The organism is Paenibacillus sp. J22P90, from assembly GCF_059692195.1.
Genome location: NZ_JCAUAY010000004.1, coordinates 170985 through 185485, shown reverse-complemented (window position 1 = coordinate 185485; position 14501 = coordinate 170985). Strand labels below are relative to the sequence as shown.

Genomic DNA, 14501 nt, shown 5'->3' with positions numbered 1-14501 from the left:
TAAGCTTTAATGACTGACAGCCATTTGTTCTTCTGTCTTTTCCTCTTGCGTGATGGGTCTGTTCTTGGGTTTATAAACGCCTAACATCATGCCTGTACCCAGCGCTGTGCATTCAAGTGGTTGATCTGCGATATGAACAGCAACGCCAGTTTCTGCGCGAATTCGCTCATCGATCCCTTCCAGTAACGCGCCGCCTCCGCAAAGTAAAATCCCTTGCTCCATGACATCACCAGCAAGCTCTGGCGGACAAAGCTCCAACGTTGCCTTGATCGCATCAGTCAATGCATCTAAGAACTCATTAACCACGCCGAAAATTTCAATAGAGCTCAAGCGGATCGTTCGCGGCAAGCCATGAACCAAATCGCGTCCTCGAATGTCAAGCGTACGTTCATTCGTTGATGCAACGGCTGTCCCAATTTGCTTCTTAATGAATTCCGCGGTTGGTTCACCGATTTCCATGTTATATTGTCGTTTCACATAATCCATAATGTCACGATCAATCGATAAGCCTCCTCGGTTAATCGTGTGACTTGCCACAATACCTCCGAGCGATAATACGGCTACTTGGCTCGTTCCGCCACCGATATCAAGGACTAAGTGACCTATCGGCTCATCTAGCATAATACCTGCCCCGAGTGCTGCCGCTATAGGTTCCTCCACGGCAATTGCTTTTTTAGCGCCTTTGTGGACGATCGTTTCCTCAATTGCACGCTTCTGCACATTCGTAATGCCACATGGCACTGTAATGTAAATCTGCGAGCTTCGTAGAAAAGAGGGGCGGCCTTGAATCTTTTTAATAAAATATTTCAACATGATGCTTGTCTTGTCAAAATTAGCGATGACACCGTTTTGTAAAGGATACGAGATATCCACGTGGGCAGGAGCGCGACCAATCATCGCTTGTGCTTCAGCACCTGCAGCCAGCAGCTCACCTGTCTGTTGATTAAAAGCGACAACCGAAGGTTCGTTAAGTACGATCCCTTTTCCTTTTTCAAAAATTACCGTGTTGGATGTACCTAAATCGATTCCAAATAACTTATCAAACTGTTTGAACATTACTTTGTTCCTCCTTCAATTGTTGTTAGGCATGGCTTGGAGGTGGCATTCACGTCTGTATAGTATTCTTGCCTCGGTGTCGATTTAAGGGGGCTGGAAGAGGAATTACCAGAAAAATGTAATTTATAAGGGGTTGGGGCAAGTTGAAGAAGGCCTAAATTCAATCAAAAATAGCACCCACCTTAACTTCAAGATGAGTGCTAACGCTTACCGACATTTTACTGAGTATTTTAGGAGAATATCATAGGGAATTCATTTTTTAGCTGATAGGGATCCGTTTCTTTAAAAGATTGCATACGTCCAACTTTCACAGTATCAGTAGTCGATTTTTCTGGATTCGCGGAATGTTCTTGGAGGAATTTCCTTGTCCATTTCCTTGGAGAATCATAGTAAAGTTCGATCTCATCGTATGCAAACTCATTAATCAAACCAAGATCATGAGCCTCCCTAAATAATGGTAGATCAACAGTTAGAGGAGAGATGACAGAGATTTGATTTTCTCTCAGCTTATCAATACCTTCTTGATTGCGAACAGCGACAGAAAGCGTCTCGGTGAACTCAACATCTGTATTTTTTAATATAGGAATCCATCTATTAGTATAACTGCTGGCTTGATTAATGATATCAGCAACGTGCAGGACCTTCTGGCCATGTAATTCGAGTTCAAGGGGCTTTCCTTCATGATCAGTTACAAAATAATCGCCATTTTTATATAAAAAGATATGAGGGATTTTGAGCTTTTTTGCCATAGGTATGGAAAAAAACCAATCCCGTCTTTCGCCACCAGATATCATCGATGGTTTAGTGTTGGTTTGTGATAAATAATACTCTAAAAGTGCGTTAATAGCAGCATCATAGGCCTCATCGGCATTGACTACCTGACTGACTGTTTCTATAATGGCGTTTGCTTTTTGTTCCTTTGAAAAATCAGCTTGTAAGAGAGTATTAAATTTGTTCAAAACTTCACTAGCTGCATCTTTCCCAGCGATGTTTTCGGTATTTATGTAAAATGGACCCGGCTTTCCTGATGTATACCAAAATGCATCATCGTTCTTACTTTTTCTAACTGCTAGACCATTCGTTGCGATTAATCTTTCAAGCAATAATTGTGAAACACTGGAATTTGACAAGGAAAGACCTCCCTAAATTTACTAGATTTATTATACATGAATTTCAGTAGAAGAATCCTTTGCTATTTTATCATAATTCGTGATAAAGTTTTGGGAATATATGGTGATAGAAGTCAAATGAATGAAAACAACTAGTGGGAGATTAATATGGTTAATCATCTAATTAACATTCGAGGAAAAGACCTTTATGTAGAAGTTTTAGGTAAGGAAGGAATGCCTGCCATATTACATATTCATGGTGGTCCTGGTGGAGTTGGTTCAACCGATTTTGTGATGTATCAAGGCAAAAGATTAAGTGAACATTTTAAAATAGTGGCAGTAGATCAACGGGGTGTTTGGAGATCTGAAGCTATAAATGACGACGAGGACATCACATTTGAGGATCTAATTTATGATTACGAAGAGTTACGAAACGTTCTTGGCATAACAAGTTGGTCGGTAATTGCTCATTCATTTGGAGGATATATCGCATCTCTTTATGTGGACATGTTTCCAGATTCGATTGATCTTCTCATATTTGAAGGACCATCTTTTACATTCTCATTATCCGAACGCTCGTTGATCCGAGCCGTAGCTAATGAGCTTAATAATAGAGGGAAAGAGGACCTTTCCGAATATTATTTAAAGTCACTTAGAGAAGCATCTGACTATAAAGCTGTTAACGATATTATGCGAAAAGCATTTAACGACTTAGGTGATGATGGTCCTATTTTTTGGCATGGGGAAGATAAGCAACTAATCAATCGGATCGTTGGTGCTAGTCCAGAGACTTTGGATCTATGGAAAAAATCAAATCATACAAGAAGTAAACTGATGAAGGATTGGAGAATGTATGATTCTATCCTTTCAAGAATTTCTACGGTAGATAAACCTTCATTACTAATTAAAGGGTTACATGATCCAATAACGTGTGAACAACAAATAAAGGAGTTTAAAGAAAAATTTATTAATAATTGTTCTGAGGTGTTTTATGAAAGCGGGCACTATGTAAGAGTTGAGGAGCCTGATAAATATGCAGAAGTTGTTTCAAAATTTATAGAAGAATCGAGGAAGCAACTTGGACGAAAACATCTTAAAGCTTCTGCTCCAATATGACATCGCCAGTCCTGAAGTCACGCTGATCAGGCATAATGAAAATAGAACCTATAAAGTGAATGATACCTCAAATGGCAACGTTTATCTTCTTCGCGTGCATGATCCTTTGACTGTAAATCTTGCGGGCATTCAGCACACGAGACGTGGAGTGGAATCCGAGTTACGGCTGTTGGAGGCGATAACTATTGGGACGGACCTTATGGTCCAGGTGCCTGTAGCGAATAGATACGGTCAACTTGTAACCGAGTTTGAATTCGAGGGGCGCACACTATGCTGCTCAATACTTAACTGGATCGATGGTTGCAATATGACAAAAGAGGACTTGTCTAGCACAGATGCAGCTTACAACTTGGGGGCTCAGATAGCGAGTCTGCATACGTTTTTCGGTGAATATGACAGGGTTAACCCTATAGAACGGCCTGATTACGGTATTCGTAGAACTGAGTTGATGCTTACTCAAATTCGGCGCGGGGTCGAACTCAAATTGTTCTCGGAAGAGAATTTCAAAGTAGTTGAGAAAACACTCACACTCATCGTTGAACGTCTGAAGGCCGGACAACCTAAAACATTGAAGCAGGGAATTATCCATGCGGATTTAAACATGAGTAACATACTTGTCACACCCGAAGGAAAGTATGTTTTTATCGATTACTGCCTATTTGGCTTTGGATATCTCCTTTTTGACGTAGCAATGGCAGCTTTAAATGCCTCTAGGGAGAGCCGAGAACAAGTCGTAAATGGGTATTTTGGCGAAGTGCCATCGAGTGAGGAGATTTATCCAGTAATTGAAGGTTTCATGCTTTCAGCGGTGTTAGGGTACTATGCTTTTGCGATGGAGAACGAAGCTGTCCATCCGTGGATTCGGGAAAGAATGCCGCAGTTTTGCGATAATCGGTGTGAGCCGTTTCTGAATGGTGAGAGTATTTTTCTTAGCTTTTAATTAGTTTATGAGCCTGTTCAGTGTCAACGAATGAGACAATCCATCAAATTCATACCTTGTTAAAAAAGGATGAAGGTGATGGTAAAATTGAAGATATACAAGAAACCAATAATCTTTATTTATACGATAAAAGGATCCACGATAAAAAGAATTATTCTTTACGATATCATTCTGGGGACAGCGCTCTATTATATTGTTAAAATGATTTCTGCGAATGCGATAATCGCAACTTTAGGCTCACTTATCGGGACTGAAGGAGTTAAAAGATTTCGATGGCCCAATAATGGCAGAATTATTACAGTCTCTTAAACTGATTCATGGAAACAAGAATGAGGCGATGGAATCGATCCATCGCTATTTGGTTATGGGAGGACGATGTTGTGGGTTCTAGAATCATGCACGTTATAATTGCTAATCGAATTGCAGAGTGTCTCTCACTTGAAAATAGAACAGAATTCTTACTTGGCAGCATTGCTCCAGATGCGGTTTCACCGAAAGATGCATCGCATTTCTTTACTGGAGATGTACGTGATTTTTCAAGAAGCATTGATTACAAAGGATTTTTATATAAATATAGATCGCAAGAAGATTGTCAATATATATTGGGGTATTTTACACATTTAATCGCTGATCATATTTGGCTGAAAGGTTTTTATTTACCTTGGTTGAGAAATAGAATGGAAGCTAACGAGGAAGTGTTGAATGTATATCATAATGATTTTAGACTACTAAATGGGAAATTATTGGATTACTATGGATTTGAAAATGAATTGAGAAAAACGCTTTTCTATATGCCGACAATCTTTGATTTACAAGAGGTTAAGTCCAAAGATGTTGAAGAATTCATCCCTATTGTTTTAGGGGATATGGAGTACAGTAAGGACGTCATCCATGAAAAATTACATGTATTTACAATGGATCAGATCATTGGTTATATCGAGACGTCAGTTGATTTGGGGTTATTACATATAAAAAACCTAAGATGACTACCACAGAATGGAGATTACATAGATGAGAATGTATACAGATCCTAAGGGTGAAGCTTACGAGCAAGTCATAGATTTGGCAATACGGAAATCGGAATGTTTTGTAATTAAAGAAAGATTGTCTGAGGATATGCAACGGGGTCAATACACAAACGTTTTGGAAAAGCTGGAACCATATTTGATGAAGACCATAGTCATCCCAACAAGTTATAGTATCGATGAATTTTTACAATTCAAAAAAAATAATCCCAGTCATGCCTTTTACACCGCGGGAACCTACTATTTGTATAGATGCTGTGATGAAAGTGGGGGACTACTTAAACAATTGGCTAACAGCCTTTCGGATTGGATCTATCCTAACCTGCCAGAAGACTTGTGTTTCTTGAAAGAAGATGGAAAGGACTTTCTATACTCCATTGTACATGAACATGAGTATGGGATGGATGTAACGGAGGAAGAAGCTATCGAACTGATGGAACAAATTACAGGGCTTTTTTTGAAAATAGCAGCTCACCATGACTTAGATCGTTTGTTAGATGACGCCATTAAGCATAAAACGGACTGGCTGTATATAAGTAGACATGGGCTTACAGAGCTTTCTGAGCGAATCCGGGAGCTAACAGAACTGAGGGTTTTAGAAATTTTTGAACAGGATCTTTATCGTCTACCTGAGGCGCTGTTTGAATTAAGCAAGCTTGAACGCTTGGTCATCATGACAGCTGATTTAGAGAGTATACCCGCATCCATTGCCAAATTGAAAAATTTGAGAGTGCTTAGCATCCAGTGTGCGAGCTCGGATAGACCGACTCCCGACTGGCGTGCTAAGCCAAAGGAGCAGATCAGCCTAAACCGTATTCCACCGGAAATTGGAGATCTTGAGCAGTTGGATCAGCTTATGATTCAATACACCTCGATTCAAGAGCTGCCGCTTGAGCTGCAAAAGATGAAGAACTTGCGAATATTGAACATTGGTATGTGTATGATTGATGAGAAACCTGATTTTCTTAAAAGGATGGAGCAATTGAAACTCATTAATGTGGCAAGGGATTCGTTTTGGAAAACGACTGAGTCAGAAGAATAGCTATATAAACTTGACAGAATCACGTCCCATTAACGGTGAACGCCGCAGAATATGTTTGATTGTCCATTCGTGCACTAGCCTGCCTTTCATTAGATCTTGGCAGGCACCATCAATGAGCCATGCCCACCACGCAGGTGTGAGCAGTTCCCATTCCTCGAGCTCAAGTGGTGATACTTCATCGTACGCTTGGACGACTTGATCATGAATGCCACGCCACGAAAGTGTGAAATCAGCGACCCGATGGTTCCTGTGTGAAAGTTCGAAGTCTAGGATACCCGAGAGATGTCCGTCTACAAAGTGAAGGTTCCACGGCGTAAAGTCCCCGTGAATAACGATTCCTAGCCTATTCTGTAGTTTAAGCCCAGTAACCCGTTCGCGCGCTCGTTCAAGGTGCCAGCGGAGGATGCGAATTTCCTCTGGCTGCTTACGCTCGTTTTCAGTAAGTACAGAGTCCAATTTCGGATCATCAAGGATTTCTTCACATCGACGCCAACCTTCACGCTGCTCGAACCCAGATAGCTTAGTCAGATCATTGTGGAAATGCGCCAAAAGTTGTCCGCGAACACGTTGTTCAGCATACTTGTCATCGCTATTCGGCGGATCACCAGGAAGATGTGGAAACAAGCACCAATATTGACCGTCCAACTCAATCGGTGCTTCAACCGCTTGCGCGACGGGCCACCCCAGTGCAGCGATGCTCGTGAGCAGGCGCACTTCATAGTCGATATACTCATATGAAGTGGACCACCAACGTCGCAGAACAAACCGTTTTCCTTGAAGATCTACAAGCCAGTGTTTATTTTGATTTCCGCCAAGCGGAGCGAGCACGCTGACTCTAAACTTATCTAATACCTCGTCGCGTGGAGACATCAATCCGTGTGTGTTATCCATTATTTATCCCTTTCATAACAACCTTGGTCCCGTATCAAACTGCTTACCAAGGTTTTCGAAAGATTTGCCTTTTTGCTTCACATATATGTTCAAGTTTTGCCTTTAATCCCTCATACCATGATGGGGCATCATCTAGATCACTATTCTCTAAAGATAACAAAAGTCTTGAAAAGGTATATAATCCATCAAATTTTAGAAATATGGTGAACTGATCTGACACATCCTCCGTCAAAGGTAAAATGGTGCTGTATCCTTTTAAGAAGGCTTCTATATGACTCTTTGATTCCTTCTCATCTTTCTCAAACAAATCTTTGAGTGTTGTCACAATATCCATCGTAAACCAATGATACATCGAGTCATCAAAATCAAACACGTTAAACTGATGTTCTTGTTCATCCCAAAAAACATTATCCAGTTGGAAGTCATAATGTATGAGACCAAAATTATCTTCGGAAGTGGTTAGTGAGTCGAGCCATGACCTTGTTCGGTCTAATTCAATCTTCGCATCACTCTCCATTGGATACCTTTGTAATATGTTATCTATAGAATCCAAAACTTCATGCCATTGCTTACGTTTGGAATCCTTTGGTGAATAAGTTTTTGATAATAAATGTAGTGAAGCAAGTGATTTTCCCCAATCGATAAATTGTTGATGAGACATTGTAGTAGGGTCAAGAGGAGAGCCAATCGCAGCAGTAAAAACAACGCCAAAGTAGGATCCATCTTTTGTGTTAATCGTTTCAATTGTATTACCGTTATCAGAAGGGATAGCTCTTACACATGGATATCCATGTTCTTCCAAATACTGCATAAAATCTAATTCAGCTCGGATTTGTTCTATGGAATGATCTCGTTCAAGTGAGAACCTTAGAAAGTATCTCTTTTCACCTCTATTAAAGCAGTAAACAAAATTGGAACTAGCACGCCAAAACTTCAAAGTTCCTTCATCATGTTCCCATAATTGCAAAAAGCTTTGAGCGACAACATTGTCAGATAAACCATTAACCATATTTCTTAAATTCATCATCTGGATTCTTTCCTCCCACTTAATTACAATTATATGTTACCAGATATTGTTTTTTGAAGTGAGGACAAGAATCAATTTAATCAAAAAATACCAAGTTTTATTTTCGAAGGAGGTCACTAATGAAATATTTTTACCTCATTTTGTTCTCGATCGTCATTATAACAGGCTGCTCCCAAAATAATGGGAAGTCATCCAGCAGCTATCCAAGCGCCGTTATTTGGAACAACAACCTTTATGGGCTTTCCGCAGAGGAAATTCCCGTAGCAGACATCGGTAAAGAGATTGGCAAAATTGAAAGAAGAGTAACCCCGATGCCAAAGAAGAACGGAGAAGCTAATGATAAACCAGTTGGAAGCCAGTTATTTGAAATCAAGGGGATCGATTCGAAAGAAGCAATAGCCGTTAAAGTCAATGAAAAGTATCATAGAGCTTCATTACTGGAACCGGTTAAATAAGGTGTACATTTGCTTGCATACATGCCCCTGATAGGTATAATCTGGTTTTAAGTATCAAATGAAAAATCAAATGAAAATACGAGGGACTAACAATGCGTTTAAGCATACAATCGGTAATTGATGCACTAATAGCTCCTGTGGGAAAGCTTGATCAAACTGTCGATACGCTGAAATTCGGCAATCCTGACGCAGAAGTGACGGGGATTTTGGTCACTTTTATGCCGACACAATATGTGATCGAACAAGCTATTGAGCGTGGAGCGAATTTAATTATTTCGCATGAAGGGCCATTCTTTTCACATCATGATAATAGCTTGAAACTCGAGGGAGACCCGGTATATGAGGAAAAAAGACGATTACTCAAAACATCGGGCATCGCATTATTCCGATTTCACGACTATTTGCATCGCTACAAGCCAGACGGTGTTATGGAGGGACTAATTCAGGAACTCGGATGGGCGCCTTTTGTTCAAACGCATTATGCTGCGTCCTGTATTGTACAAATTCCCAACGATACGGTCGTGGAAATTGCTGAACATGTCAAGGAAAGCCTTGGAATAGCATATGTAAGAGCACATGGTGATCTTAGTATGACGTGTACGAGGATCGGTTTACTCGCGGGATATCGAGGCGGAGCGCAGAATGTGCTTCCACTTTTTGAACAGGAGCAGTTAGATCTTGTTATTTATGGGGAAGGTCCGGAATGGGAAACGCCTGAGTACGTACGGGATGCTGTTTATCAAGATAAGCACAAAGCGTTGATTGTTCTTGGGCATGCGGAGAGTGAGGAGCCGGGTATGAAGCTGCTAGCGAATAGGCTTGCAAACAGCTACCCGGAAGTTGCTGTTCATTTCATTAAGGAGCGACCGATATTCCAGGTAATTTAATGATAGACTTCATTTTAGAAGAAGACGCACGGAAATAATAAGTAAAGGTGATCTCAATGGATAACTGTTCACTAATCATGGGAATTCCTGTCCCTAAAATAACTATGCAAGAAACAGTAAAATTAATTGATCAAGTAATAACGACAAATAAAGATGAACTTTTTCACGTCGTAACACTCAACCCTGAAATCACGATGTCCTGTCAGCACGATTCACTGCTTCGTTCAATTGTTTCAGAGGCAGGTCATCTCACAGCAGATGGGGCTGGTATAGTCATGGTTTCACGATTAAAAGGAAATTCCCTTCCTGAACGTGTAACAGGATGTGATCTTCTCCTCCAATTATTGGAGCACGGAAATAGTAAAAGTTGGTCTGTTTATTTGCTTGGAGCGAGTGAAACGACGAGTAAAAAAGCATCTGAAGCAATTAATTTGGAATACCCCAACATTAAGGTTGTGGGTAGGCAGCATGGCTTTTTTGATCAAAGGGATGAGGAGCAAATTGCGAATGAAATCGCTACTTTAAGACCTGATATTTTAGTGGTAGCACTGGGCGCTCCAAAAGCTGAATATTGGATACATAAGTTCAAGGATAAATTAAATGCTAGGGTTGCGATCGGTGTTGGAGGAAGTCTCGACATCATTGCTGGAACTGTAAAAAGAGCACCTGTGATATGGCAGCGGCTAAATATGGAATGGTTGTATCGTTTAATAAATCAACCTTCTAGATGGCGGAGACAATTAATTTTACCTCGTTTTGCAATGAAAGCATTGATATTTAATGAAAATAACAAGTAAATTGTATGTTATATAGTTAAATAGTGAGGTGAAGGCATATGGAATACATTCGAGATTACGCGATGTACGCATCGGTATTTGGCATGTTTAGTTTTGTCTGGTTCGGTTGGGCTCAAGAAAATCCCCGAGCTAGCTGGCGAGTATATCTTGGGATTGCATCTGGTATTGCGCTGATGGTTTGCTTGCTGGGTGTCTTTTTAAGCGTGAAAAACTGGGATGCACCTTCCGCATTGACAGAGACGACTGCTTTTCGTAATTATTTGATTTCATTCTACTCTGAATTTGTAGTGGCTGGTGCGGGTGCATTCGTACTCATCAGGAAAAAGCGGAAGGGTTATATTGCTCCTTGGGTCGCTTTTATCGTTGGCCTTCATTTCATTAGCTTAAAAAGTGTATTCGATGATCCCAGCTTATGGATTCTTGCGGCTCTTCTGGTTATTGTCTCTGTTATTGCTGTTTTAGTTCACCTAAGCTTAAAGTCTCGTACAGCGCGATTACCGGTATTGGTGCCGGGACCGCTTTATTCGGGTTCGCCGTGCTAGGTTTGCTACGATTTATGGCCGTACAATAATCAGCCAAGCACCTCCATTGCTCGTTTGCACATACACTGTAAAAACTTAGAATACATTATTTTAAGCAGCGGTGATGAGGAGGGGTACATGTGAGATACACAGTGCAATATATACCTCTAAACAAGATTAAGCAGGAAGGCAGCATCACGAAGAGCTCTCCACGAAAAAAAGAACTAAAAAAAGTTGCCCAAGATCTTATGCACCTATTGATTGTAAATAAAAGCAGAAAAGATGGCGGTTATATTATCCAAGAGGGCCACCAGCATTTCAATTTTATAAAAAAACATACCAATAAAAATCGAGCAATCTGTCTCGTTGAGGAAAGCAAACTTTCTACTAATTTTGGAAATTTGGTGAATCGGTTCCGAAAACGACAACTGCCATATGAAGTGCCTTACCTCAAACCAGATCGAATTGAAGTGAACAGTTGGAAAATCATTCGTCAATTTTTGAAACGAGAACCTCGTTTTCAGAAGCTTTCCCGTAGACAACAATTGAAGGTTCTTCGGCTGGGTATGCAATATAGGAAAACAACCGTTCAATCTATGCAAGCAAAAGTGGAAGATTTATTAAAGAAGATTGTTATTTAATGTTTGTTGAGGAGCTACTTCGTGTAGCTCTTTTCTCATGTAAATTCGACTAAAGAACCAGTCGTTGTCCTCCGAAACCTTGCAAGTTTTCACTTTGAAAACAGGCATGGTAAAATAGGTTAATACTACGGTGTTATTATGTTAATTACAAAGGAGGCACACATAAAATGAAACTTCGCTGTGCGATTTTAGACGACTACCAGCAAGTAGCGTTGCATACAGGGGATTGGTCCCGGATTTTGGACAAGGTGGAGGTCAAAAGCATCGATCGGCATATCGCTGATCCAGAGGAGCTGCTTGAACATATCGCAGACTGCGAAATTGTCGTGATTATGCGGGAGCGGACGCCATTCCGCGCGTCGCTTCTAGCCAAGCTTCCACGCTTGAAGCTGCTAATTACCACGGGCATGCGCAACGCTTCAATCGACATGCAAGCTGCTGCGTCGCAAGGCATTATCGTTAGCGGGACTGGTGGAGCGGGCAACTCAACCGCTGAGCTCACATGGGCTTTGATTTTGGGTCTAGCGCGCAATATTGTTCAGGAGCACAACGCGATTCGCAATGGTCAATGGCAAAGCACGATTGGAACGGATTTGTATGGTAAGACGCTAGGCGTGCTAGGTCTTGGCAAACTGGGCAGCAAGATCGCCAAATTTGGCCAAGCGTTCGGGATGGATGTCATGGCGTGGAGCCAAAATTTAACGCAAGAACGAGCTGACGAGGTTGGCGTGAGATTAGCTTCTTCCAAAGAGGAGCTGCTTGAGAACAGCGATTTTGTATCCATTCATCTTGTGTTAGGTGAACGGACTCGAGGATTAATTCAAGCAGAAGATCTCAAGCGCATGCGTTCTTCGGCCTATCTTATCAATACATCACGTGCCCCAATTGTGGATCAAGCTGCACTAGCCGAGGCTTTACAGAACGGCTGGATCGCAGGCGCCGCGGTAGATGTATTCGAGGTGGAGCCGCTGCCAATTGACCACCTCTACCGGTCACTTCCGAATCTTCTCGCAACACCGCATATCGGCTATGTTTCGCAAGCGAATTATGAAGCTTTTTATAGAGATATCATTGAAGATATTGAGGCATTTATTGCAGGATCGCCAGTTCGCACGCTGATTTGAGCACTCCACCGTTGGCTTTCATTAAACAAAAAGAGATACCTCCAACTTACGGGGTATCTCTTTTTCATTATTCCAAAGCATTTTCAAGATTCTTAAATTGATTCGAAAACATCCGAGAATACGTGCCGTCCTTACTCATCAACGAACTGTGATTGCCTTGTTCAGCGATCTCGCCGCGATCAATGACCATGATGGTATCTGCATCCCGAATTGTATTCAAACGATGTGCAATGATGAAGCTTGTGCGCTCCTTCATGATGGCGAGGAGGGCTTGCTGTATATGAAGCTCCGTCCGTGTATCAATGCTACTGGTTGCCTCATCCAGAATGAGAATGGAAGGATCTGCAAGGATGACACGCGCGATGGCAAGCAATTGGCGCTGCCCTTGACTTAGATTTCCGCCATTCTCGGAAAGCGGTGTATCATATCGCTTGGGCAGCCGCGAGATGAAAGTGTCTGCATTCGCAAGCTTTGCCGCTGCAACGACCTCAGCATCTGTCGCATCTGGCTTGCCATATTTAATGTTTTCTTTGATCGTCCCCGAAAACAAAAACGTATCCTGCAGCACGATGCCAAAGCTGCGGCGCAAGCTATCGCGCGTATAGGATTTGATATCCCGCCCGTCAATCATGATTGTGCCGCTAGTCGCATCATAGAACCGGGTCACGAGATTCACGATGGTCGTCTTGCCTGCGCCTGTGGGACCGACGAGTGCAAGGCTGCTGCCTGCCGGCACCTCAAAGCTAACCTGCTTCAGAATCGGCATATCCGGCCGATAACCAAAAGTGACATCTTGGAAGGTTACTTGTCCAATTGGCTTCTGAAGCTCGATGGCGCCAGGTTCGTCTTCGACTTCCTCAGATTCATCTAACACCTGGAAAGCACGTTCAGCTCCTGCAACCCCAGATTGCAGAACGTTATAGGTGTTTGCGATTTCATTGAGAGGCCTTACAAATTGGCGAGAGTAGCTTAGGAAGCTCGCGATGACACCGACGGTGATGTGACCTTTAACAGCCAGGACGCCACCGACAATGGCAACAGAGGAAAAGCCAATGTTATTGATGACGCTGAGCAATGGCATGAGAAAACCTGACCAGATTTGTGCTTTCAAGCCAACCTCATACAATTTTTCATTCACGCTATTGAACTCATCGATCGCTTTCTTTTCGCGATTAAATGCTTTGACAACGAGAAGGCCAGTAATGGTTTCCTCGATATGTCCGTTCAGCTTACCAAGCTGGGCTTGTTGTTCTTTGAAAAGAACGCTTGTACGCTTCGTTATCGTTCTTGCAAGCAAGAACACCAACGGAACGGTAATGAGACTCGCCAGAGTCAATGTAGGAGATAGAATCAACATCATCACTAAGGATCCGACAATCGCGATTGAGCCAGTCATCAATTGTGTTGTTGCTTGGGATATCGAGTTGCTTACGTTGTCAATATCGTTAGACAGCCGACTCATAATATCCCCATGAGATCGTCCATCGAAAAACGCAAGCGGCAGCTTCTGCAGCTTCGCAAACATCGTTTGCCGAAGCTTTTTCACAACACGTTGAGAAAGTCCGGCCATGACCCAGCTTTGCAGGAAGGTAAGTCCGCCATCGGCAATGTACGTCGAAATCAGAACGATCAATACCACATCCAGGACTCGATAGTCAACTCGGCTTCCTGTCATCGCGTCAACGGCTACACCTATGAGATAAGGGCCAGCAAGCGTCAAAACGGAATCTACAAGTATAAAAAGAAAAACAATGGTCAACCATTTTCGTTCATTGCTTAAATAAGACCAGAGCCGACGTAATGTACCTTTAAAATTTTTCGGCTTTACGGCCGGCGCGCGCCCACCGCGAGCAAGAGGGCCTGTGATCAT

Annotated in this window: 15 protein-coding genes; 10 read left to right on the top strand and 5 right to left on the bottom strand. The window is 42.0% G+C overall.

Translation table 11 applies throughout. The features are described from left to right. Positions 1-6: 6 nt before the first annotated feature. Both AC58UX_RS15095 and AC58UX_RS15090 read right to left on the bottom strand, forming a co-directional pair. On the bottom strand, positions 7-1056 hold the full coding sequence (locus AC58UX_RS15095) for a rod shape-determining protein (protein WP_497254018.1): 1050 nt from the start codon (positions 1054-1056) through the stop codon (positions 7-9). Positions 1057-1286: 230 nt separating this feature from the next. Beyond that, the gene (locus tag AC58UX_RS15090) at positions 1287-2186 is read right to left on the bottom strand and encodes a hypothetical protein (protein WP_497254016.1); all 900 of its coding nucleotides are present in this window, start codon (positions 2184-2186) and stop codon (positions 1287-1289) included. A gap of 147 nt (positions 2187-2333) precedes the next feature. Here AC58UX_RS15090 and AC58UX_RS15085 point away from each other — a divergent pair, with 147 nt between their 5' ends. The 4 genes from AC58UX_RS15085 (at position 2334) to AC58UX_RS15070 (ending at position 6288) form a co-directional block, all read left to right on the top strand. Then, on the top strand, positions 2334-3281 hold the full coding sequence (locus tag AC58UX_RS15085) for an alpha/beta fold hydrolase (RefSeq protein WP_497254014.1): 948 nt from the start codon (positions 2334-2336) through the stop codon (positions 3279-3281). Next, positions 3244-4221, top strand: coding sequence for a phosphotransferase enzyme family protein (locus tag AC58UX_RS15080; RefSeq protein WP_497254012.1), 978 nt, complete (start codon positions 3244-3246; stop codon positions 4219-4221). The genes AC58UX_RS15085 and AC58UX_RS15080 overlap by 38 nt, the downstream gene beginning before the upstream one ends. A 380-nt stretch (positions 4222-4601) precedes the next feature. Then, positions 4602-5207, top strand: coding sequence for a zinc dependent phospholipase C family protein (locus AC58UX_RS15075; protein WP_497254010.1), 606 nt, complete (start codon positions 4602-4604; stop codon positions 5205-5207). A 25-nt stretch (positions 5208-5232) separates the two neighbouring features. Next, positions 5233-6288: a leucine-rich repeat domain-containing protein gene (locus tag AC58UX_RS15070; protein WP_497254008.1), complete on the top strand. Its 1056-nt coding sequence runs from the start codon at positions 5233-5235 to the stop codon at positions 6286-6288. Here AC58UX_RS15070 and AC58UX_RS15065 read toward each other — a convergent pair whose 3' ends face one another. Next, positions 6289-7179: a phosphotransferase enzyme family protein gene (locus AC58UX_RS15065; RefSeq protein WP_497254006.1), complete on the bottom strand. Its 891-nt coding sequence runs from the start codon at positions 7177-7179 to the stop codon at positions 6289-6291. A 43-nt stretch (positions 7180-7222) separates the two neighbouring features. Further along, on the bottom strand, positions 7223-8206 hold the full coding sequence (locus AC58UX_RS15060; RefSeq protein WP_497254004.1) for a phosphotransferase enzyme family protein: 984 nt from the start codon (positions 8204-8206) through the stop codon (positions 7223-7225). Positions 8207-8325: 119 nt separating this feature from the next. Between AC58UX_RS15060 and AC58UX_RS15055 the strand changes: the two genes are divergently transcribed. The 6 genes from AC58UX_RS15055 (at position 8326) to AC58UX_RS15030 (ending at position 12631) form a co-directional block, all read left to right on the top strand. Beyond that, positions 8326-8661, top strand: a complete 336-nt coding sequence (locus tag AC58UX_RS15055) for a hypothetical protein (RefSeq protein ID WP_497254002.1) — start codon at positions 8326-8328, stop codon at positions 8659-8661. Between the two features lie 92 nt (positions 8662-8753). Continuing rightward, entirely contained in the window at positions 8754-9548 is a 795-nt protein-coding gene (locus AC58UX_RS15050; protein WP_497254000.1) for a Nif3-like dinuclear metal center hexameric protein, read from the top strand. A 77-nt stretch (positions 9549-9625) separates the two neighbouring features. Further along, positions 9626-10345: a WecB/TagA/CpsF family glycosyltransferase gene (locus AC58UX_RS15045; RefSeq protein ID WP_497253998.1), complete on the top strand. Its 720-nt coding sequence runs from the start codon at positions 9626-9628 to the stop codon at positions 10343-10345. Between the two features lie 38 nt (positions 10346-10383). Continuing rightward, positions 10384-10887, top strand: coding sequence for a hypothetical protein (locus AC58UX_RS15040; protein WP_497253996.1), 504 nt, complete (start codon positions 10384-10386; stop codon positions 10885-10887). 119 nt (positions 10888-11006) lie between these two features. Next, a complete protein-coding gene (locus AC58UX_RS15035) occupies positions 11007-11507 on the top strand; it encodes a hypothetical protein (protein WP_497253994.1) in 501 nt (166 codons plus the stop codon). 167 nt (positions 11508-11674) lie between these two features. Further along, a complete protein-coding gene (locus AC58UX_RS15030; RefSeq protein WP_497253992.1) occupies positions 11675-12631 on the top strand; it encodes a D-2-hydroxyacid dehydrogenase family protein in 957 nt (318 codons plus the stop codon). A gap of 67 nt (positions 12632-12698) precedes the next feature. Here the strand turns inward: AC58UX_RS15030 and AC58UX_RS15025 are convergent, their stop codons facing one another. Further along, the gene (locus AC58UX_RS15025; protein ID WP_497254864.1) at positions 12699-14501 is read right to left on the bottom strand and encodes an ABC transporter ATP-binding protein; all 1803 of its coding nucleotides are present in this window, start codon (positions 14499-14501) and stop codon (positions 12699-12701) included.

Excerpts from the sequence above, each read along its gene's own strand:
- AC58UX_RS15095 (WP_497254018.1), bottom strand. The coding sequence starts at position 1,056 with ATGTTCAAACAGTTTGATAAGTTATTTGGAATCGATTTAGGTACATCC.
- AC58UX_RS15050 (WP_497254000.1), top strand. The coding sequence starts at position 8,754 with ATGCGTTTAAGCATACAATCGGTAATTGATGCACTAATAGCTCCTGTG.
- AC58UX_RS15085 (WP_497254014.1), top strand. The coding sequence starts at position 2,334 with ATGGTTAATCATCTAATTAACATTCGAGGAAAAGACCTTTATGTAGAA.
- AC58UX_RS15045 (WP_497253998.1), top strand. The coding sequence starts at position 9,626 with ATGGGAATTCCTGTCCCTAAAATAACTATGCAAGAAACAGTAAAATTA.
- AC58UX_RS15065 (WP_497254006.1), bottom strand. The coding sequence starts at position 7,179 with ATGGATAACACACACGGATTGATGTCTCCACGCGACGAGGTATTAGAT.
- AC58UX_RS15030 (WP_497253992.1), top strand. The coding sequence starts at position 11,675 with ATGAAACTTCGCTGTGCGATTTTAGACGACTACCAGCAAGTAGCGTTG.
- AC58UX_RS15040 (WP_497253996.1), top strand. The coding sequence starts at position 10,384 with ATGGAATACATTCGAGATTACGCGATGTACGCATCGGTATTTGGCATG.
- AC58UX_RS15055 (WP_497254002.1), top strand. The coding sequence starts at position 8,326 with ATGAAATATTTTTACCTCATTTTGTTCTCGATCGTCATTATAACAGGC.
- AC58UX_RS15025 (WP_497254864.1), bottom strand. The coding sequence starts at position 14,501 with ATGATCACAGGCCCTCTTGCTCGCGGTGGGCGCGCGCCGGCCGTAAAG.
- AC58UX_RS15070 (WP_497254008.1), top strand. The coding sequence starts at position 5,233 with ATGAGAATGTATACAGATCCTAAGGGTGAAGCTTACGAGCAAGTCATA.
- AC58UX_RS15060 (WP_497254004.1), bottom strand. The coding sequence starts at position 8,206 with ATGATGAATTTAAGAAATATGGTTAATGGTTTATCTGACAATGTTGTC.